This is a genomic window from Kitasatospora paranensis (genome assembly GCF_039544005.1).
GTDB lineage: Bacteria > Actinomycetota > Actinomycetes > Streptomycetales > Streptomycetaceae > Kitasatospora > Kitasatospora paranensis.
This window is the reverse complement of record NZ_BAABKV010000001.1, coordinates 5,054,406-5,073,938: the sequence shown is the minus strand read 5'-3', so window position 1 is coordinate 5,073,938 and position 19,533 is coordinate 5,054,406. Positions and strand designations below refer to the sequence as shown.

At 74.1% G+C, this 19,533-nt stretch carries 18 protein-coding genes and 2 pseudogenes; 10 read left to right on the top strand and 10 right to left on the bottom strand.

The window, feature by feature from the left end; genetic code table 11:
• Nucleotides 1-38 precede the first annotated feature (38 nt).
• The 3 genes from ABEB13_RS24450 to ilvA form a co-directional block, all read right to left on the bottom strand.
• On the bottom strand, nucleotides 39-902 hold the full coding sequence (locus ABEB13_RS24450) for an ABC transporter permease (RefSeq protein WP_345707207.1): 864 nt from the start codon (nucleotides 900-902) through the stop codon (nucleotides 39-41).
• A gap of 1 nt (nucleotide 903) precedes the next feature.
• Nucleotides 904-1,914, bottom strand: coding sequence for an ATP-binding cassette domain-containing protein (locus tag ABEB13_RS24445; protein WP_345707206.1), 1,011 nt, complete (start codon nucleotides 1,912-1,914; stop codon nucleotides 904-906).
• 171 nt (nucleotides 1,915-2,085) lie between these two features.
• Entirely contained in the window at nucleotides 2,086-3,297 is a 1,212-nt protein-coding gene (ilvA, locus tag ABEB13_RS24440) for a threonine ammonia-lyase (RefSeq protein ID WP_345707205.1), read from the bottom strand.
• 166 nt (nucleotides 3,298-3,463) lie between these two features.
• On the opposite strand from ilvA, the gene ABEB13_RS24435 reads away from it, so the two are divergent.
• Nucleotides 3,464-3,943, top strand: coding sequence for a MarR family winged helix-turn-helix transcriptional regulator (locus ABEB13_RS24435; RefSeq protein ID WP_345707204.1), 480 nt, complete (start codon nucleotides 3,464-3,466; stop codon nucleotides 3,941-3,943).
• On the opposite strand, the gene ABEB13_RS24430 is transcribed toward ABEB13_RS24435, so the two are convergent.
• Nucleotides 3,944-5,098, bottom strand: a complete 1,155-nt coding sequence (locus ABEB13_RS24430; RefSeq protein WP_100888752.1) for a cystathionine gamma-synthase — start codon at nucleotides 5,096-5,098, stop codon at nucleotides 3,944-3,946.
• Between ABEB13_RS24430 and ABEB13_RS24425 the strand changes: the two are divergent.
• The 4 genes and pseudogenes from ABEB13_RS24425 to ABEB13_RS24410 all read left to right on the top strand — a co-directional run.
• Nucleotides 5,055-6,299: pseudogene (locus tag ABEB13_RS24425) on the top strand (M48 family metallopeptidase); the annotation flags it as partial. The gene ABEB13_RS24430 and the pseudogene ABEB13_RS24425 sit on opposite strands and share 44 nt — an antisense overlap.
• Before the next feature lie 664 nt (nucleotides 6,300-6,963).
• On the top strand, nucleotides 6,964-8,106 hold the full coding sequence (locus ABEB13_RS24420; RefSeq protein WP_345707203.1) for a hypothetical protein: 1,143 nt from the start codon (nucleotides 6,964-6,966) through the stop codon (nucleotides 8,104-8,106).
• Between the two features lie 12 nt (nucleotides 8,107-8,118).
• Nucleotides 8,119-8,775, top strand: coding sequence for a hypothetical protein (locus tag ABEB13_RS24415; protein ID WP_345707202.1), 657 nt, complete (start codon nucleotides 8,119-8,121; stop codon nucleotides 8,773-8,775).
• Between the two features lie 115 nt (nucleotides 8,776-8,890).
• Entirely contained in the window at nucleotides 8,891-9,847 is a 957-nt protein-coding gene (locus ABEB13_RS24410; protein WP_345707201.1) for a nucleotidyl transferase AbiEii/AbiGii toxin family protein, read from the top strand.
• 28 nt (nucleotides 9,848-9,875) lie between these two features.
• On the opposite strand, the gene ABEB13_RS24405 is transcribed toward ABEB13_RS24410, so the two are convergent.
• From ABEB13_RS24405 to ABEB13_RS24390, 4 genes are all read right to left on the bottom strand, one after another.
• Nucleotides 9,876-10,361: a DUF1203 domain-containing protein gene (locus ABEB13_RS24405; RefSeq protein ID WP_345707200.1), complete on the bottom strand. Its 486-nt coding sequence runs from the start codon at nucleotides 10,359-10,361 to the stop codon at nucleotides 9,876-9,878.
• A 107-nt stretch (nucleotides 10,362-10,468) separates the two neighbouring features.
• The gene (locus ABEB13_RS24400) at nucleotides 10,469-11,758 is read right to left on the bottom strand and encodes a L,D-transpeptidase (protein WP_345707199.1); all 1,290 of its coding nucleotides are present in this window, start codon (nucleotides 11,756-11,758) and stop codon (nucleotides 10,469-10,471) included.
• Nucleotides 11,759-11,968: 210 nt separating this feature from the next.
• Nucleotides 11,969-12,319, bottom strand: a complete 351-nt coding sequence (locus ABEB13_RS24395) for a hypothetical protein (protein ID WP_345707198.1) — start codon at nucleotides 12,317-12,319, stop codon at nucleotides 11,969-11,971.
• Nucleotides 12,320-12,844: 525 nt separating this feature from the next.
• Entirely contained in the window at nucleotides 12,845-14,245 is a 1,401-nt protein-coding gene (locus ABEB13_RS24390; RefSeq protein ID WP_345707197.1) for a cystathionine beta-synthase, read from the bottom strand.
• Between the two features lie 144 nt (nucleotides 14,246-14,389).
• Between ABEB13_RS24390 and ABEB13_RS24385 the strand changes: the two are divergent.
• The 4 genes and pseudogenes from ABEB13_RS24385 to ABEB13_RS24370 all read left to right on the top strand — a co-directional run bounded on the left by ABEB13_RS24385 (nucleotide 14,390) and on the right by ABEB13_RS24370 (nucleotide 17,963).
• A pseudogene (locus ABEB13_RS24385) lies at nucleotides 14,390-15,453 on the top strand (SGNH/GDSL hydrolase family protein).
• Between the two features lie 87 nt (nucleotides 15,454-15,540).
• The gene (locus tag ABEB13_RS24380; protein WP_345707196.1) at nucleotides 15,541-16,494 is read left to right on the top strand and encodes an acetyl-CoA C-acyltransferase; all 954 of its coding nucleotides are present in this window, start codon (nucleotides 15,541-15,543) and stop codon (nucleotides 16,492-16,494) included.
• Complete coding sequence (locus tag ABEB13_RS24375) at nucleotides 16,440-16,760, top strand: acetyl-CoA C-acetyltransferase (RefSeq protein ID WP_345707195.1); 321 nt, start codon at nucleotides 16,440-16,442, stop codon at nucleotides 16,758-16,760. Before ABEB13_RS24380 ends, ABEB13_RS24375 begins: the two co-directional genes overlap by 55 nt.
• Before the next feature lie 288 nt (nucleotides 16,761-17,048).
• Entirely contained in the window at nucleotides 17,049-17,963 is a 915-nt protein-coding gene (locus ABEB13_RS24370) for a hypothetical protein (RefSeq protein WP_100888762.1), read from the top strand.
• A 129-nt stretch (nucleotides 17,964-18,092) separates the two neighbouring features.
• On the opposite strand, the gene ABEB13_RS24365 is transcribed toward ABEB13_RS24370, so the two are convergent.
• Nucleotides 18,093-19,004: a LuxR C-terminal-related transcriptional regulator gene (locus ABEB13_RS24365; RefSeq protein ID WP_345707194.1), complete on the bottom strand. Its 912-nt coding sequence runs from the start codon at nucleotides 19,002-19,004 to the stop codon at nucleotides 18,093-18,095.
• Between the two features lie 230 nt (nucleotides 19,005-19,234).
• Nucleotides 19,235-19,372, bottom strand: a complete 138-nt coding sequence (locus ABEB13_RS24360) for a hypothetical protein (RefSeq protein WP_345707193.1) — start codon at nucleotides 19,370-19,372, stop codon at nucleotides 19,235-19,237.
• Between ABEB13_RS24360 and ABEB13_RS24355 the strand changes: the two genes are divergently transcribed.
• Nucleotides 19,371-19,529, top strand: coding sequence for a hypothetical protein (locus ABEB13_RS24355; RefSeq protein ID WP_345707192.1), 159 nt, complete (start codon nucleotides 19,371-19,373; stop codon nucleotides 19,527-19,529). The genes ABEB13_RS24360 and ABEB13_RS24355 overlap by 2 nt on opposite strands.
• Nucleotides 19,530-19,533 lie beyond the last annotated feature (4 nt).

Below are 19,533 nucleotides of genomic sequence, written 5' to 3'. Positions count from 1 at the left end.
AGGGGCGGCCGTCCGGCCGCCCTTCGCCATGCCGGGGCTCAGCCCGCCGCGGAGCGGTACTTGCGCACCGACAGCCAGGAGAACACCGCCATGATCACCAGCGACCAGACCACCGAGACCGGCACGGCGTGCTGCATCGGCCAGGAGTCCGGGGTCGGGCCGACCTGGTTGCCGAACAGTTCGCGGCAGGCCTGGACGGTCGCCGAGAACGGGTTCCAGTAGGCGATCGGCTGGAGCCAGCCCGGCATCGAACTGACCGGCACGAACGCGTTGGAGATGAAGGTCAGCGGGAACAGCCAGATCAGGCCGGCCGAGGTGGCCGCCTCGGGACTGCGCACCGACAGGCCGATCAGCGCGCCGATCCAGGAGAAGGCGTAGCCCAGCAGGAGCAGCAGGCCGAAGGCGGCGAGCGCTTTGGGGAGGCCCTCGTGGATCCGCCAGCCGACCAGCAGCGCGACCAGGGCCAGCACCAGCAGGGTGAAGGCGGTCTGCACCAGGTCGGCGAGGGTGCGCCCGACCAGCACCGCGGAGCGGGTCATCGGCAGCGAGCGGAAGCGGTCGACCAGGCCCTTGGTCATGTCCTCCGCGATGCCGGCCGAGGCGCCGGCCACCGCGAAGGTGACGGTCTGCGCGAAGATGCCGGCCATCAGGAACTGGATGTAGGTGTCGTGGCTGGCGCTCGTCCCGGGGATCTGGATGGCACCGCCCATCACGTACGAGAAGAGCAGCACGAACATCACCGGCTGCATCAGGCCGAAGACCACGATCTCGGGGATCCGGGTCATCCGGCGCAGGTTGCGCCTGGCGACGACCCAGGAGTCGTGGGCCATGGCCGCGAGGCCGGTGCGCTGGCGGGGGACGGCCTGGCCGATGGCGCCGCCGGTGGTGGTGGTCGCCGTCATGTCAGGACTCCTTCCCGTGGCCGCGGCGGCCCTTGGCGGGCTGCTGCGAGCCGTCCTCGCCGTTCTCCTCGGCCGCGGTGGCGTGGCCGGTGAGCGAGAGGAACACGTCGTCGAGGGTGGGGCGGCGCAGGCCGATGTCGTCGATCTCGATGGAGCGGGCGTCGAGCTCGCGGATCACGTCGGCGAGCACCTTGGCGCCGCCGCTGACCGGCACGGTGATCCGGCGGGTGTTCTTCTCCACCGCCGGGTCGCCCTTGGCGTACGGGGCGAGGGCGGCCAGGGCCTCGGAGGTCTCGTCGGCGCGGTGCACGACGACCTCGATCCGCTCGCCGCCGATCTGCGCCTTCAGCTCGTCGGCGGTGCCGCGGGCGATCACCTTGCCGTGGTCGACCACCGCGATGTCGTGGGCGAGACGGTCGGCCTCCTCCAGGTACTGCGTGGTGAGCAGCAGGGTGGTGCCCTGCTCCACCAGGGTCTCGATGACGTCCCACAGCGCGAGGCGGTTGCGGGGGTCCAGGCCGGTGGTGGGCTCGTCGAGGAACATCACCGGCGGGCGGACGACCAGGGCGGCGGCCAGGTCGAGGCGCCGGCGCATGCCGCCGGAGTAGGTCTTGGCGGTGCGGTCGGCGGCCTCGGTGAGGTTGAACCACTCCAGCAGCTCCCGCGCGCGGGCCTTCGCGTCGCGGGCGCTCATCTGGTAGAGCTCGCCGACCATCTGGAGGTTCTCGCGGCCGGTCAGGTACTCGTCGACGGCGGCGTACTGGCCGGACAGGCCGATCAGGCTGCGCACCCGGTTGGGGTGGGCGAGCACGTCCAGGCCGGCCACCGTGGCGCGCCCGGAGTCGGGGCGCAGCAGGGTGGTGAGGACGCGGACGGTGGTGGTCTTGCCGGCTCCGTTGGGGCCGAGCAGGCCCAGCACGGTGCCTTCGGGGACGTCGAGGCTGACCCCGTCGAGGGCGCGGACGTCACCGAAGGTCTTGACCAGGTTCTCGGCTTGGATGGCTGGCGCCATGGCCTGCCTCATCTCCTCTGTGTCCGTCATTTCTTCCGATCGTCACACAGGTGTCCGATCGGGCGGAGGTCCAAAATCGCGATGTATCGCGTATGCGGGGAGAGCATGGCAGTACGCGATATATCGCGTCAAGGGTGACGGGCCGGCCCCGCCGGGGCCACCCCGGCCGGGTCAGCGGGCGACCACGAACCCCGCGTCCCGCAGCTCCCCCATCACCGCCGCGCAGTGCTCCGGCCCCTTGGTCTCCAGGTGCAGGTCCACCTCCACCTCGGCCAGGCCCAGCTGCGGGTCGATCCGCACGTGCGCCACGTCCAGCACGTTGGCGTCCAGCCTGGTCAGCACCGCCAGCAGCGCCGCCAGCGAACCCGGCTTGTCCGCCAGCCGCACCCGCAGCGAGAGGTAACGGCCGGCCGCCGCCAGCCCGTGCCGCAGCACCCGCTGCATCAGCTGCGGATCGATGTTGCCGCCGGACAGCACCGCCACCACCGGGCCCTCGCAGGCCTCCGGCCGCTCCAGCAGGGCCGCGATCGGGCTCGCCCCGGCCGGCTCGACCACCAGCTTCAGCCGTTCCAGGCCGACCAGCAGCGCCCGCGACAGGGCGTCCTCGGAGACCGTGAGCACCCCGTCGGCCAGCGTGTTCACCACCTCGAACGGGATGTCGCCGGGCCGGCCCACCATGATGCCGTCCGCCATGGTGGCGACCCGCTCCAGCGACACCGGCCGCCCGGCCGCCAGCGAGGGCGGGTACGCGGCGGCGCCGGCCGCCTGCACCCCCACCACCCGGACGTCCGGGCGCAGCGGCTTGACCGCGGCGGCGATCCCGGCGATCAGCCCGCCGCCGCCCACCCCGACCAGGATGGTGCGCACCTCCGGGCACTGCTCCAGGATCTCCAAGCCCACCGTCGCCTGACCGGTGACCACGTCCCAGTGGTCGAAGGGGTGGATGAACACCGCGCCGGTCGCCTCCGACCAGCGCTGCGCGGCGAGCAGCGTCTCGTCCACCGTGGCACCGTGCAGGCGCACCTCGGCGCCGTACTCCCGGGTCGCCGCGACCTTCGGCAGCGGCGCGCCCAGCGGCATGAAGACCGTCGAGTGGACGCCCAGCAGCGAGGCCGCCAGCGCGACTCCCTGCGCGTGGTTGCCGGCGCTGGCGGCGACCACGCCGCCCGCCTTCTGCACCGGGGTCAGCCCGGCGATCCGCACGTACGCGCCGCGCAGCTTGAAGGAGCCGGTGCGCTGGAGGTTCTCGCACTTGAGGTGCACGGGGGCGCCGACCAGCGCGGACAGGTACCGGCTGCTCTCCATCGGGGTGACCCGGGCGACCCCGGCCAGCATCTTGTGGGCACCGCGGACGTCGTCGAGGGTGATCGGCCAGCTCTGCATGCGGTCAGCGTACGACCGCGGCGGGGCGCGGCCGGTTTTCCCCGCTCGCCCGCCCGGGCCGTTCCGCACCGGCGCCCGGTCGGTGTCGGCCCTGTTCCCGGCAGCGGTCCCCGCGCGTACGCTGCTGGCTCCGAGCACCCGCACCGCCACCCGAACGTGAGCCGCGATGACGACCACCTCGCCCGGGACCGCCGGCCGCCACGACCCCCTCGACCCCCGACTGCACCACCAGGTGGCGGTGTTCGCCCGCCGGCTGGAGCAGGTCCGGCACACCGCGGTGGGCTCCCTGGACCGCGCCGGGTACCTGCTGCTCGACGAACTGCAGCGGCACGGCCCGGTCAGCGTCAAGGCGCTGGCCGCCGCGCTCGGCGTGGACTCCTCCACCGTCACCCGGCAGGCCGCGCCGCTGGTGGAGGCCGACCTGGTCGGCCGGGTGCCGTACCCGGCCGACCGGCGGGCGGTGCACCTCGCGCTCACCCCGCTCGGCGGCCGGCGGCTCGCCGAAGTCCAGGCCGGACGGGAGGAGCTGATGCACCGCCTGACGGCGGACTGGCCCGCCGACGAGCGGCGGGCCTTCTGCGCCCTGCTGGCCCGCTTCAACGACTCCCTGGAGTCGTACGCCGCGGGCCAGGGCGGCGCGCCCTGATCAGCCGAGCGCCTGCCGCAGGTCGGCCAGCAGGTCGTCGATCGACTCGATGCCGACCGAGACCCGGACGAGGTCGGCGGGCACCTCCAGCGCCGAGCCGGCCACCGAGGCGTGGGTCATCCGGCCCGGGTGCTCGATCAGCGACTCCACGCCGCCCAGCGACTCGCCGAGGGTGAACAGCTCGGTGCGGTTGCAGACCTCGACCGCGGCCTCCTCGCCGCCGTTGACGCGGAAGGACACCATGCCGCCGAACGCCTTCATCTGCTTGGCCGCGATGTCGTGCCCGGCGTGCTCGGGCAGACCGGGGTAGAGCACCTGGTGCACCTTGGGGTGGCCGGCCAGCAGCTCGGCGACCTTCTCGGCGTTGGCGCTGTGCCGGTCCATCCGGACGCCCAGCGTCTTGATGCCGCGCATCACCAGCCACGCGTCGAACGGGCCGGACACCGCGCCCATGGCGTTCTGGTGGTAGGCCACCTCCTCGCCGAGACCCGCCTCGGCGAGGACGAGCGCGCCGCCGACCACGTCCGAGTGGCCGCCCATGTACTTGGTGGTGGAGTGCACCACGGCGTCCGCGCCGAGCGCGATCGGCTGCTGCAGGTACGGGCTGGCGAAGGTGTTGTCGACCACCAGCAGCGCGCCCGCCGCGTGCGCGACCTCGGCCAGCGCGGTCAGGTCGGTGATGCCCAGCAGCGGGTTGGACGGGGTCTCCACCCACACCGCCCGGGTGTTCGGGCGCAGCTGGGCGCGGACGTCCGCGAGGTCCTGGGTGTTGGCGACGGAGAACTCCACGCCCCAGCGGGTCAGCACCTTCGCGAACAGCCGGAACGTGCCGCCGTAGGCGTCGTTCGGGATGACGATGTGGTCGCCCGGCTTGAGGATCGTGCGCAGCAGGGTGTCCTCGGCGGCGAGGCCGGAGGCGAAGGCGAGGCCGCGGGCACCGCCCTCCAGCGCAGCGAGGCACTCCTCCAGAGCGGTGCGGGTGGGGTTGGCGGAACGGCTGTACTCGTAGCCCTCCCGCAGGCCGCCCACCCCGTCCTGCTTGTACGTGGACACCTGGTAGATCGGCGTGACGACGGCCCCGGTCCGGGGGTCTGCTTCCTGGCCCGCGTGGATGGCGAGGGTCTCGAAGCCGTGGGAAAACTGGTGCTCGGTCATGCCTCCGAGCCTAGTGCGCCGCGCCGTCCCCGCACGGGGGAGCGCGCAGGACGTACGGAGCGGGCGCCGGGGAGGCGGGTGGTGCGCCGGCCCCGCGCGGAAAGCAGTACGCGGGCGACCCGCCCGCCCGCTACGATCACGCGTCCGCACACATGATCGACACATTCCCCGGGGGGAACCGCACGTGGGCACGACCCCGCAACCCGCGGCCACGACCGCCGCGAACACCGCAGGGCGCGCCGCCCTCGCCGTCGCGATGCTGGCCGGCTTCTATCTGTTGGCGGCCGCCATCATCCTCGGCCTGCTGGGCCTCGACATCGCGCTCTTCGCCGGCCTGGGCCACGTCAGCCTCGGCCTGCTCAAGATCTACGCCCTCTCCGCGGCGGTGGCCTACCCCGTCCTGCGGGTGGTCTTCCTGACCCGCCGTCCGCGCGACGGGGCCGCCGGCGGACTTCCCGTCACCCGCGAGCAGCAGCCCGAGCTGTGGGCGCGGGTCGACCGGATCGCCGCACTGACCGGCGTCCGCGGCCCGGCCGAGATCCGGCTCGTCCCCGACGTCAACGCGGGCGTGCGGGAGGAGACCCGGCTGCTCGGCCTCGTCCCCGGCCCGCGGCACCTGGTGATCGGCGCCCCGTTGCTGCTCGGCCTCTCCGAGGGCGAGCTGGACTCCGTGCTCGCCCACGAGTTCGGCCACTACAGCAACCGGGACGTCCGCCTCGCCGGCGTCAGCGTCGCCGGCCGCACCGCCCTCCTGCACACCATCGGCACGCTGCACCGGCGCGCCGACGCCCACCGGGCGGGCGCCGCCGCCGAGATCGCCGCGAAGGACGCCAAGCGCCTCGCCAAGGGCAAGCAGGCCAGCGGCGAGGAGGCCGGCGGCGGCGTGGACCGCGTCCTCGCCGGCCTGTTCACCCAGTACGCCAAGCTCTACTTCCGGGTCTCCGAAGCCGTCAGCCGCCGCCAGGAGTACGCCGCCGACCGGGCCGCCGCCACGATCGCCGGCCGCGACGCCACCGCTGCCGCCCTGCGCCGCATCCCCGTCCTGGACACCGCCCACGGCTTCTACATGGAGCGCTACGCCACCATGGGCTGGGACGACGGCCTGCTCCCGCCGCCCGGCGAGGTCTACGGCGGCCTCGGCCGGCTGCTCACCGACCCCGAGCGCCGCAAGGAGCTCGCCGCGATCGGCCTGCCCGAGACCGAGGCCGACCCGTACGACTCCCACCCGCCGATCGCCCGGCGGGTCGCCGCCGTCGAGGCGCTGCCCGCCGACGGCCGCAGCGCCGAAGGGTCCGGCCCCGCCCTGGCCCTGCTCCGCGACCCCGAGCGCACCCTCGCCGCGCTGGAGCACGCCACCCTGGTGCCCGAGGCGGCCGGCAAGGAGCGCCTGGACTGGCCCGACCTGCTCCAGGCCACCGGCGTCCGCAACGCCCGCGCCGCCGCGCAGCCCGTCCACCGGGCCCTCACCGAGGCCGGGTGCGCGCCCACCCTCGACGCGCTGCTCGACGCGGTCGACGCCGGCCGCGGCTTCGAGATCGCCGACCGGCTGCCGAAGAGCGCGGAGGCCGCCGCCGCGACCGGCCGCGCCGCCCGCGAGTTCCTGCGGCCCGCCCTGCGTACCGCGCTCTCCCGGACGGCCCTGCTCGCCCTCGCCGAGGCCGGCCTGGCCCGCTGGGAGTTCTCCTGGTCCGCCCCCGCCGAACTGCGCCTGCCCGACGGGGTGGCCGAGGCCCTGCCCGCCGCCCTCGGCGCCGCCGTCACCGACACCCCGGACACCGCGCCGCTGCGTGCCCTGCTGGCCGGGGCGGGCCTCGCCGCCGAGGCCGTCCCCGCCGCCCCCTCACCGACCTCCGGAAGTAACGGCCATGGCCCGCCTGATCGTCATCGTCCCCCTGCTCCTGCTCGTCGGCGCCCGGCTCTTCACCTGGTGGGCCAAGGCGCGCACGGCCCGGCTCCAGGCCGCGGCCATCGCCGCCCGCCCGGCGCCGGGGCCCTCCGTCGTCCCGTCCGAGCACGGCCTGCTGCCGGCCGCCCGGCTGGTCGTGCAGGACGCCCGGCACCTCCCCGGCACGGCCGAGGCGCTCGCCGCCGCCCGGGCCGGCGACTGGCGCCCGGTCGCCGACCACCTCAAGGCCGTCGGCACCACCTCGGACCTGCTCTGGTACCGGATGCGGCCCTTCTCCGACCTCGCCGCCGAGGACGACATCTGGCTGCAGGCCTGGCGCCGCGAACGGCCCGAGGACCCGCAGGCCGCGCTGCTGCACGCCGAGGCGCTGGTCATGATCGCCTGGACGGTCCGCAGCGGGAAGCGCGCCCAGCACGTCACCCGGGAGCAGGCCGACGGCTTCCACCGGGTGCTCGGCGAGGCCGAGGCGGCCGCCCGGGAGGCCGCCGCCCTGGCCGACCCCGGCGACCCCAACGCCCTGGTCGCGCTCGCCCGGATCGCCCGCGGCCTGAACTGGGACAACGAGCGGTTCCGTGCCCTGTGGGCGGACATCGTCGCGCGCGACCCGCACCACACCGGCGCCCACCTCCAGGCCCTCCAGTACTGGTGCGCCAAGTGGCACGGCAGCCACGAGCTGATGCACGCGTTCGCCGACACCGCCGCCTCGACGGCCCCGGCGGGCAGCCTCCTCACCGCGCTCCGGCTGGAGGCGTACTGGGAGCAGTACGCGGGCACCCCGCAGGCACCGCAGGGGTACCTCCGGCCCGAGCTCGGCGCGGCCCTCGACGCCGTCCTCGCCGACCTGGCCGCCGCCCCGGCCGACCACCACCGGCTGGCGGACGCCCGCGGCTGGGCGGCGCTCCTGCTGCACCGGCACAAGCGGCACGTCGAGGCCGTCGAGCAGTTCCGCGCCCTCGGCGAGACCGTCCCGCTGCCCTGGTCGCAGTTCGAGAACCCGGTGGCCGCCTTCACCGGGGACCGGGCGGCCGCCGTGCTGGCGGCGGTGCGGACCACCACTCCGACCGCCGCTCCCACCGTCGGCCCGGCTGTCGGCACCGCCTGACAGGATGCCCCGGTGCACGCCACCCAGCCGACCCGGCCGACCCACCCGCCGTCCTTCCACGGCGACTTCGAGATCCACCTGACCGTCGCACCGCAGCAGGGCCGGGAGTTCACCGGCTGGGCCGCCGAACGCGGGCTCAAGGTGGTCGACATCGAACTGTCCCGCGGGGCCGTCCCCCGGCAGCCGATGCTGACGCTGCGGACGGCCGGCAGTCTCGCCGACGCGGCCGCCCTCGCCGCGCGGACCGCCGAGGCGGTGGGCGGGGCCGGGTTCGCGGTGCTCCGCACCAAGATCGAGGCCGCGCCCTGGGCCGGCGGCGTACCCGCCACCGACGCCCGGGCGCGCCGCCTCGGGCCGGCCTACTACTTCGAACACCACGTCAAGCTGCTGCTCGACGGCCCGCCCGGGCCGGAGCTCGCCGCGATCGCCGAACGCCACGACGCCCACCTGTCCCGCAACGCCCGCCGCACCCGGCCGGACGGGCGGCGCGAGCACTTCGTCACCCAGCGCTGCCGCCTGGTCGGCTCCGCCACCGCCGGGCGCCGCCTGGACGCGCTGGTCGCCGACCTGGGCGGCCACCACATTCTCACCGTCGAACGCGAGTTCGCCGTTCTCGACACCGCCGAGGCGCTCGACGCCGGCTGGATACACGAAGGACACACCCGATGACCGACGCCTGGCAGGACCTCGGCTACGGCCCCTGGAGCGAGGAACTGCGCGTGCCGCAGCACCGCCCCGCGACCGCCGACCTGGCGGAGCTGCAACTCCCCGCTCCCTCTACCCGGTGGCCGACGAGGGCGCCGTCCAGCGACCGGTGTTCGACCCCTCGCTGCTCGGCTACGTCAAGGCCATGCGCGCCGGCGACCCGGAGTTCGCCGACCCCGCCGTCGGCGCCCGCTGGTACGCCGCCCGCCGCGCCGCCCTCGACACGGTGCTCGCCGCGGTGGCCGCCACGCCGTGGGCCGACCACCTGGTGCTGCGCGGCTCCGCCCTGCTCACCGCCTGGTTCGGCGCGGACGCCCGCGAACCCGGCGACCTCGACTTCGTCGTCACCCCTGCCGACTGGGAGCTGGCGGACCCCCGGACGGACATCCTGCTCACCGACCTGGCCGCCACCTCCGAACGGCTGTCCGGCGAACGGCTCTCCGGCGGCCCGCGGCTGGACGCGGCCGGCGCCGTCCGGGACGAGATCTGGACGTACGACCGGGTGCCCGGCCGCCGCCTCGTGCTGCCCTGGACGGCCGACGGCCTGCCCGGCGGCACCGTCCAGCTGGACTTCGTCTTCACCGAGCGGCTGCCCTCCCCGGCCGTCCCGACCGACCTGCCGGCGCTCTCCGGCGTCGGCGCCGGCACCCGGCTGCGCACCGCCGACCGGGAGCTCTCCCTCGCCTGGAAGATCCTCTGGCTGGTCACCGACGGCTTCGCCCAGGGCAAGGACCTGTACGACGCCGTCCTGCTCGCCGAGTCCGTACCGCTCCGCTACGAACTGCTGCGGGACGTCTTCGACGGCGTCGACGACGCCTGGTGGGCCGACCGGCCGATCGGGCCGGAGGACATCGCGGAGCCGCTGGACTGCGTCGAGTGGGACGAGTTCCGCAAGGACCACCCGCAGGTCGGCACCGCCGAGGAGTACGCCGAACGCCTGCTCGCGGCCCTCGCCCCGACCTTCGCGGGCCGCACCGAGGAGGAGCTGCGCGCGGTGTGGACGGCACGCCAGGCGGACGGCCCCGAGGAGCACTGAGCGCCCGGCCCGGGCCGTCGGCGGCGGCTCAGCCGCGCCGCACCTCGTGCTGGAAGCAGCCGAACCCGAGGGCGCGGACGTGCACCAGGACGACCTCCGGGTCCGCGAGCAGGTCCGCGGCCGCGTCCCGGGCGGCGGCCGGCTCGACCGGGACACCGCGCAGGATGTGCCCGTGCCGGTCGTAGGCGCGCAGCACCCGGGGGCCGTGGTGCATCCCGTCCGGCCAGCCCGGTGCCGGGCCCGCGCAGGGGCCGGCGTGCAGGAAGACCGGGCCCTGCTCGTCGTACGGGCCGGGGTCGGCCCCCGTCCGGGCGGCCCAGCGGCGCAGCGGGGCGTAGGAGACCAGGGCGATCGCCTCGCCGGGGCGGGCCCGGGTGAGGCAGCAGCGCAGCGGGGCGCCGCCCTCGGCGGGGGCGGACAGCACGGGCGGTCGGCCCGCGTCGTCGCAGCGGCGGAGGTCGGCACAGGTGTCGGCGTCGATCGCCAGGACGGCGATCGCGGTGGCGGTGGTCATGCCGTCAGCCTGCCGGACCCTCCGCCCGGGCACCGGCGGGTTCGCGACACGGCGCTCGGCGCGGGGCCCGCCGGGACCCCGCGCCGGGCCGACGGCCCGGTGGCGCGTCAGAGCGCGCTGCCGGCCTTCCAGTCGGCCCAGCCGAGGTTCCAGCCGCTGAGGCCGTTGGTCGGGGAGACCGTCTGGTCACCGGAGTTGATCACCTCGACGACGTCGCCGACCATCGAGTGCGCGAAGAAGACGGCAGCGTCGGTGGTGGCGTCACCGCCGCCCTTGACGTCGCGCAGGGCGATGCAGCCGTGGCTGAGGTTGGCCGTGCCGAAGGCGGCGGCGGGCGACCAGTAGTTGCCGTGGATGAAGGTGCCGGAGGTGGTGAGCCGCTGGGCGTGCGGCACGTCCGGGATGTTGTACTCGTCGCCGAGGCCGACGGTGGTGGAGTCCATCTTGGTCTGCTCGAACTGCTCGGAGATGACCAGCTTGCCGCCCCAGGTCCTGTGGTCGGGGGCGCCGCCGATGATCGGGTAGGTCGCGGTGACCTGGCCGTCGGTGGTGACGGTGAGGGTGTGGGCGGAGAGGTCGGCGACGCTGGTGCGGCTGCGGCCGACGGTGAAGCGGACGTCCTTGGACTGGGTGCCGTAGACGCCCTTGGCGCCCTCGACGTCCTTGAGGCGGAGCTTGAGGGTGACGGTGGTGCCCTTCGCCCAGTAGTCACGGGGGCGGAAGTCGAGCCGGGTGCTGGAGAACCAGTGCCCGACGACCTCGACGCCGGTGTCGGCGGTGACGGTGATCGCCTGCTCGACGGCCCTGCGGTTGGCGACCGGCTTGTTGAAGTTGATGGTGACCGGCATGCCGACGCCGACGGTGGCGCCGTCCTCGGGCGTGAAGTAGCCGACGAAGGTGTTCGCGGGGGAGGCGGTGGCGAACGCGGCGTGCGCGTCGGCCTCCAGCCCGTCCTTGTCGACGGCCGACGCGGCCACGGAGTAGCGGGTGCCGCTGGCGAGCGGGCCGGTGGAGGTCCAGCTGAGGCCGTCGGCGGCGCGGGTGCCGGGGACGGCGCGGCCGCTCCCGTCGGTGGCGGTGACGGACGCGAGGGTGCCGCCGGTGACAGTGACGGTGATCGGCCTGGTGAAGGACGCGGTGCTGACGCCGTCGGCCGGGGATATGGATATTCGGGCGGTCGACGTCCGGGGGCTGCTGCTGGGGGTGCCGGTGGCGCCGGCGGCCGGAACGCCGCCCACCCCGGCCGCGGTCGTGCCGGAGGCGGCGGAACCCGAGGAGGAGACGGGGTCGTTGCACGCGGCGACCAGCAGCACGGGGGCGCCGAGCAGGCCGGCGAGCACTCCGCGGCGGGTCCAGGTGCCCTTGGTCCCTCGCTCCTGCTTCTCGGGTGCCGTCACGGTGTTCTCCCTGCTGGTCGGCGTTCGCGCACGGCGGCGCGGGTACGGAATCAAGCACCGCAAACCGGCATGAATCGGTTCCAAGGCGCAAATGCTTGAGATCGTACGAGAGTACTTCCGATCGCTCCATAACGGACAAAGAGCCCGGTCCGGAAAGGTCCGGATCGGGCTCTCTGTGGCGGAACTCACGGCACCGCAGGAAGGGCTCGGCTACTCGCCGTCCGCCTCGTCCGAGGCCTCGACGCTGTACTCGTCCCAGCTCTCGTCCTCGGGGTCGTACTCGGTGTGGGCCGACTCCCAGGTCGCCGACGTCAGCTCGATGCCCGGGACGTCGCCGAGCAGCGCGACGGGGTCGATGAAGTGGGCGAGCGAGCCGGACGGGTCCACCTCGATGGCCTCGACGGACTGGGTGCGCTCCTCGTCGTCGAGGTACTCGTCGTTCTCGACCTGGGCGAGCGCGGCGGCCTTGAGGGCCTGCTCATCGGTGATCTCGGCGATGAGCTCGATGCTGAGGCGTACGTAACGCGGTGCGTCCTGCGCGGGCAGGTCAGTGCTGGTCATGGCGGCGAGCCTAGGTCAGCGGGCGGGCGGACCCAAATGGGCCGGGCCCCGAAGGGCGAACACGGGTAGGGCCGGCCCCCAGAAGCTGGGGACCGGCCCTCCCGTCTCCGCTTGGGCTCCCCACCCGGGAGCCGCGGAGACGCGCCTTTCGGCGCGATGGGTGCCGCGGGGGTGCCGCACCCTGTCGGCAGCCCCGACCCGAAGGCCGAGGCCGAACAGGGGCGGGACGACGGCAACCCCCGCGGGCAGGACACGGAGGGCCGGGTCAGGGCCGACCGACGTGTCCGTGGTGACTGCGGGCCGGGGAGCCGCTCCCGCCTCCGCTGTCACCATGCTCGGCGTCTTGCCGTTGACCAATACGATGCACGACCGTTGTTAACGGGCTGATGCGTCGAGGTGACGTCGGTGTACCAACTGGCGGGACGCCGGCCTTTCACCTGTTCGGCACAGCGGGGGCGGCCCCGGCACGGCGGACGCCCGGTCGGTGCCGACGGCACCGACAGGGCGTCAGCGGCCGACGGCGCGTCAGTGACCGGCGCGGCTGGTCAGGAAGGCCAGCAGGTCCTGGCGGGTGACGATGCCCTGCGGCTTGCCCTCGACCAGCACGACCACCGCGTCGGCCTTCTCCAGCACGGTCATCAGGTTGGTCACCGACTCGCCCGAGCCGACCACCGGCAGCGGCTTGGACATCACCTTGTCCAGCGAGTCGGTCAGCTGGATCCGCTGGGCGAACAGGCCGTCGAGCAGCTCGCGCTCGACCACCGAGCCGATCACCTCGCCGGCCATGATGTCCGGGTGGCCGGCGCCGGGCGAGACCACCGGCATCTGCGAGACGCCGAAGTCGCGCAGCACGCGGACGGCCTCGGCGACCGTCTCGCCCGGGTGCATGTGGACGAACTGCGGGATGCCCTCGTGCTCGACGGCGTCCTTGCGGGCGAGCACCTCGCCGATGTGCGCCTCGTCGGTGGCGGTCGGCAGGAAGCCGTAGTCGGCCATCCAGTCGTCGTTGAAGATCTTGGAGAGGTAGCCGCGGCCGCCGTCCGGCAGCAGCACGACCACCACGTCGTCCGGGCCCAGCCGGGAGGCGACCTCCAGCGCGGCCACCACGGCCATCCCGCAGGAGCCGCCGACCAGCAGGCCCTCCTCCTTGGCAAGGCGGCGGGTCATCTGGAAGGAGTCCTTGTCGGACACGGCCACGATCTCGTCGGCCACCTCGCGGTCGTACGCGGTCGGCCAGAAGTCCTCGCCGACGCCCTCGACCAGGTACGGGCGGCCGGTGCCGCCGGAGTACACCGAGCCCTCCGGGTCGGCGCCGATGACCTGCACCGCGCCGCCGGAGGCGTCCTTCAGGTAGCGGCCGGTGCCGGAGATGGTGCCGCCGGTGCCCACGCCCGCGACGAAGTGGGTGATCCGCCCGTCGGTCTGCTCCCACAGCTCCGGACCGGTGGAGTGGTAGTGCGAGGCCGGGTTGTCCGGGTTGGAGTACTGGTCCGGCTTCCAGGCGTTCGGGGTCTCGCGGACGAGGCGGTCGGAGACGTTGTAGTAGGAGTCCGGGTGCTCAGGGGCGACTGCGGTCGGACAGACGACCACCTCGGCGCCGTACGCCCGGAGGGTGTTGATCTTGTCGGTGGAGACCTTGTCCGGGCAGACGAAGATGCACTTGTAGCCCTTCTGCTGCGCCACGATCGCCAGGCCCACGCCGGTGTTGCCGGAGGTCGGCTCGACGATCGTCCCGCCGGGCTTGAGCGCACCCGAGGCCTCGGCCGCCTCGATCATCCGCAGCGCGATCCGGTCCTTCACCGAGCCGCCCGGGTTGAAGTACTCGACCTTCGCCAGCACGGTGGCGCTGATCCCCTCGGTGACCTTGGTGAGCTTGACCAGGGGCGTGTTGCCGACCAGCTCGATGATCGAATTGCTGTACCGCACGGGGATCCTCCCGGGTAGTGGCGCATGTGACTGTGGGTGTCTAAAGGGTATGGCCACGGATGGCCGAAGGCCCCGATAGCCGCGCGGCCGTGCGGGGTAGGACGGGGTACAACGGCTCCGGACGACCGCACAAGGGGGTGCAGGATGCCAGGGGCACAGGCGTCAAGGGCGCGGGTGGCCCGCCGGATCGCCACGGCCGCCGCGTACGGCGGCGGCGGTCTGGGGCTGCTCGGCGTGGGGCTGGCCGGACTGCTGCTGACCGAGAGCAGGCTCGCGATCCGCGCGATCGGGCTGCTGGACGGCGATCCGCCGCACGCGGACGGGGTGTACGGGGACGCGTTCGCCGACGGCGCCGCCGCGGCCGCCGCGGACCCCCGCTGGTGCTGGCCTTCCTGGGCGACTCCACGGCGGCCGGGCTCGGGGTGTCCCGCGGGCGGGACACCCCGGGCGCACTGCTGGCCTCGGGGCTCGCCTCGGTGGCGGAGCGCAGGGTGCGGCTGGTCAACGTGGCGAAGTCCGGCGCCCGCTCGCCCGACCTCGCGTGGCAGGTCGAACGGGCACTGCCGCACCGGCCCGCGCTGGCCGTGATCATGATCGGCGCCAACGACGTCACCCGGCGCAGCCCCGCGGCGCAGTCCGTGCGGCAGCTCGGCGACGCCGTCCGCGCGCTGCAGGCGGCCGGCTGCGAGGTGGTGGTCGGCACCTGCCCGGATCTGGGCACCATCAAGCCGGTGCGGCCGCCGCTGCGCTGGGTGGCCCGGCGGCTCAGCCGCCAGCTGGCGGCGGCGCAGACCATCGCGGTGGTGGAGGCGGGCGGCCGGACGGTGTCGCTCGGCTCCCTGCTCGGCCCCGAGTTCGCGGCCCGGCCGGAGATGTTCGCGGCCGACCGCTACCACCCGTCGGCGCAGGGCTACGCGACGGCGGCGATGGCGATGCTGCCCTCGCTCTGCGCGGCGGTCGACCTGTGGCCGGCCGAGAGCGGCGCCGTCGAGCCGCCGCAGGCCCAGGCGGTGCTGCCGGTGGAGGTGGCGGCGGCGGCCGCGGCGGGCCGTTCCGGCACCGAGGTGGCGGCGGCCGGGCCGGAGGCGGCGGCGCGGCGCTGGGCGCTGCTGCGGCACCGGCTGCGGCTCGGCCTGCCGGGGACGGGCGTGCCCGAGGCGGCGTCGGCCAACTCACACCCGGGCGCGGGTGACGCCGGACCTACTTAGCGGTAACTTTCCTCCCGGGTGCCCTCGGGGCCGCTCGGCGCTCACCCGCGGGCACCCGCCAGCCGGTCGACCCGCGAGGAGCCCACCATGCCCGAAGCCGTCATCGTCAGTGCTGCCCGTTCGCCGATCGGCCGGGCCTTCAAGGGCTCGCTGAAGGACGTCCGCCCGGACGACCTCACCGCGCAGATCATCGCCGCGGCCCTCGCCAAGGTGCCGGAGCTGGACCCGCGCCTGATCGAGGACCTGATGCTCGGCTGCGGCCTGCCCGGCGGCGAGCAGGGCCACAACCTCGCCCGCATCGTCGCGGTGCAGATGGGCATGGACTACCTGCCCGGCGCCACCGTCACCCGCTACTGCTCCTCCTCGCTGCAGACCACCCGGATGGCACTGCACGCCATCAAGGCTGGCGAGGGCGACATCTTCATCTCCGCCGGCGTCGAGGCCGTCTCCCGCAGCATCAACGGCACCTCGGACGGCATGCCCGGCACCGAGAACCCGCTCTTCGCCGACGCCAAGGCCCGCACCGCCCACCGCGCCGAGCACGGCGGCGGCGAATGGCACGACCCCCGCGAGGACGGCCTCGCCCCCGACGCCTACATCGCCATGGGCCAGACCGCCGAGAACCTCGCCGCCCTCAAGGGCATCACCCGCGCCGAGCAGGACGAGTTCGCCGTCCGCTCCCAGAACCTCGCCGAGCAGGCCATCAAGGCCGGCTTCTGGCAGCGCGAGATCACCCCCGTCACCACCCCCGACGGCACCGTCGTCTCCCAGGACGACGGCCCCCGCGCCGGCGTCACCCTCGACGCCGTGTCCGGCCTCAAGCCCGTCTTCCGCCCCGACGGCACCGTGACCGCCGGCAACTGCTGCCCCCTCAACGACGGCGCCGCCGCCCTCGTGATCATGTCCGACACCAAGGCCCGCGAACTCGGCATCACCCCCTCGCCCGCGTCGTGTCCACCGGCGTCAGCGGCCTCTCCCCCGAGATCATGGGCCTCGGCCCCGTCGAGGCCTCCCGACAGGCCCTCGCCCGCGCCGGCATGACCATCGACGACATCGACCTCGTCGAGATCAACGAAGCCTTCGCCGCCCAGGTCATCCCCTCCTACCGCGACCTCGGCATCGACCTCGACCGCCTCAACGTCAACGGCGGCGCCATCGCGGTGGGCCACCCCTTCGGCATGACCGGCGCCCGCATCACCACCACCCTGATCAACTCCCTCCAGTGGCACGACAAGCAGTTCGGCCTGGAGACCATGTGCGTCGGCGGTGGCCAGGGCATGGCCATGGTCATCGAACGCCTCAGCTGACCCTCCCCACCCCCGGGGAAGCGGGAAACCACCCATTCGGAGTGACCCTCCGTAACTGAGGGCCGGATCACACGCGAAACGTGATCCGGCCCTCGATTTTCATTTCCGAGCCGTTTCATCGACGCAACGGAATGGGACGACTGCGCTGCGTAGAGGGGTTGTACCTAACAATTTGAGGACAAGTGGGGAAGTTCATCAGAATTGGGACATCAGCCACTGCAGCAACGGACGCCCATGCGGCACTGTGGACGTGCAACCCCGTTCCACTCCTCGCAAGGAGTACATTCCGTGAGCGCCGTCTTCCTCTCTCTCCTGCTGATCCTCATCGCCGTCGCCACCGCTGTGCTGCTCCAGGTCCGCGCGCTGGCGCGCCGGTTGGACGACCGGGACACCGCCCCGGCCGCGGCCGTCGTCGACGAGGCCGTGATACGCCGGGCCGTCGTCGAGGCGCTCGCCGCCGACCGTGAGCGGGAGATCACCGAGGCACGGGCGTTCTGGGCCGAGCAGGAGGCCCGCGCCACCGAGGACGGCCCGATGTACGACGGGCCGTTCCTGACCGCCGCGGAGGAGTGGCCGCTCTTCTTCCCGCGCCCGACCGGCCCCGAGGACGCCGCCGACAACGCGGCCACCATGGACCCGGGCTTCGGCGAGGCGCTGCGCAACGCGCTCGAGGACATCATCAAGGACGGCGGCCCCGAGGGCGGCGCCCGGACGGGACACCCCGCCCAGGGCGGCGGCCTGCCGCACCCGGCCGACGGCGGCGGCGACGTCCGCGCCCGCCGCGAGGCCGACCTGATCGCCACCGGTCTTGAGGCCGGCCTGCTGGACGCCGACGCCGAGCCGGCCACCGCACCCGACCCGCGCCGCCACCCGTCCCACCCGGACTTCGTGCCGAGCCAGACGCCCTCGCGCGAGTGGACGGACACCCGGCTGGCCGCCCTCGCGGACGACCGGATCGCCCTCACCGACGTGCGCCCCGGACCGCTCGGCACCCTGGACGTGTACGCCTTCGCCGACGGCACCACGCTCTGCGTGGCCCCGGGCGACCGCGAGGCGGCCTACCGCCTGATCGACGCCGTCCAGGCCGGCGAGGACGTCCGGCTGCTCGGCGGCTCACGGTTCTCCGGCTCGTACTCGCTGACCTTCTCCACCGACGACGAGACGGTGTACGTGCTCGCCGACCGCGTGGTCGCCAGCATCTGAGGCCGCAGGGCCGGGCAGCACCGGCGGCAGGCCGGCCGCCCGGCCCGCTCCCCGCATCGCGGCGGATCGGCGGGCGGCGGGCGCGCGCCCGCCGCGATCCGACGGCAACGGCCCCGCGCGGCAGCGGTTTCAGAGCCAGCCCTGCTGGGCCGCCCTGAGACCGGCCTCGAAGCGGCTGGAGGCGTGGAGGCGCTCCATCAGGGCGGCCATCTGGCGCCGCACCGTACGCACCGACACCCCGAGCCGCTTGCCGGCCGCCTCGTCGGTCAGACCACCCGCCAGCAGTCGCAACAGCTCCCGCTCACCGGAGGTCAGCCCCGGACCGGACGGCTGCGGCCGGTCTGCGCCCAGCGGCACGCCGACCTGCCAGGTCTGCTCGAAGAGGGCAACCAGGGACGCAACGATGCCCGGCTCGCGGGTGCAGAGCGCGCCAAGCCTGGTGTTGGCCGGATCGATGGGGACGACGGCGACCTCCCTGTCGAAGATCAGCATGCGCGGCGGCAAGGTCGGGCAGGTCCGCACCTGACCGCCGAGTTCGGTCAGCCACTGGGCGTACTCGAAGGTGGGGGCGTCGTTGCGGACGCTGTCCTGATAGAGCGTCAGCAGCTCGACACCGCGGGCCGACGCGTCGGCGTCCAGGGACCGTGACGCGTCCAGGCTGACCTGGGACTGGGCACCTCCGGGCATCACCGACAGGCACTCGCCGCCGACCTCCCGCGCGAGGATCTCCAGCTTGGCCTGGATGGCGTCGAGACCGACCAGACGTTCGGCGCCCCCGCTCTCGGCCCTCGGGGCCCGCGCGGCGTACTTGCTGACCGCGAGCGCGGCCGCCGCCTTGCTCAGTGCGAGCTCCTGCTGACGGCGGCGCAGCTCGTCCTCCTGGCTGCGCAGGATCAACCCCAGCCCCAGCTCGGGGCTGACCGGGCGCAGCGCACCGGGCGCGTCCCGCGAGGCCCGCAGCAGTCGCAGATCCGCCAGCGTGTCGAGCGCCTCACGGACGGCACCCTCCGGCATGCCCAGCTGCCGGCAGAGATCGTCCACACCCCCGGTGGGATCGGCCAGTAGACGGCCTCGGTCCTGGCGTCCAATCCCAGCATGTCCAACATGTGCTCAGCCCCCGGCAGATCGACAGCCGCACCATGATCCACTCGCCATGATCCAGTCGGCGCGATGATGCCAAACGGGGTCGCGGTCGGCAAGCGGCTCCGGGGGCTGCGGACAGCCCTGGCGGAGGTATGTCCTGATGCTGCCAGTCCGCTTGGTGCCCGGGCTCAGGCCTGTCGCGGGGGTTCCCGGCCGAGCAGGATGGTGATCACCGGAACGGCGGCGGGGCCCGCGACCACGAGGTCCGACCACCGCGCACCGCTTCTCGTCGACACCGCATCCGTCCACTTCGGGGGTACCGCCATGTCCAGCATCACCGGCCGCCTCGGCCTCGCCGTCGTCTCGCTCCTGCTCTCGGGCGTCGCGCTGGCCGCGCCGGCCACCGCTGTTGCGGGAAGCACGGCGCCGACGGCCGCCATCACGGCCGGCGGCCCGGTCGCCGACGGCATCGGCTGGGACTGACCCG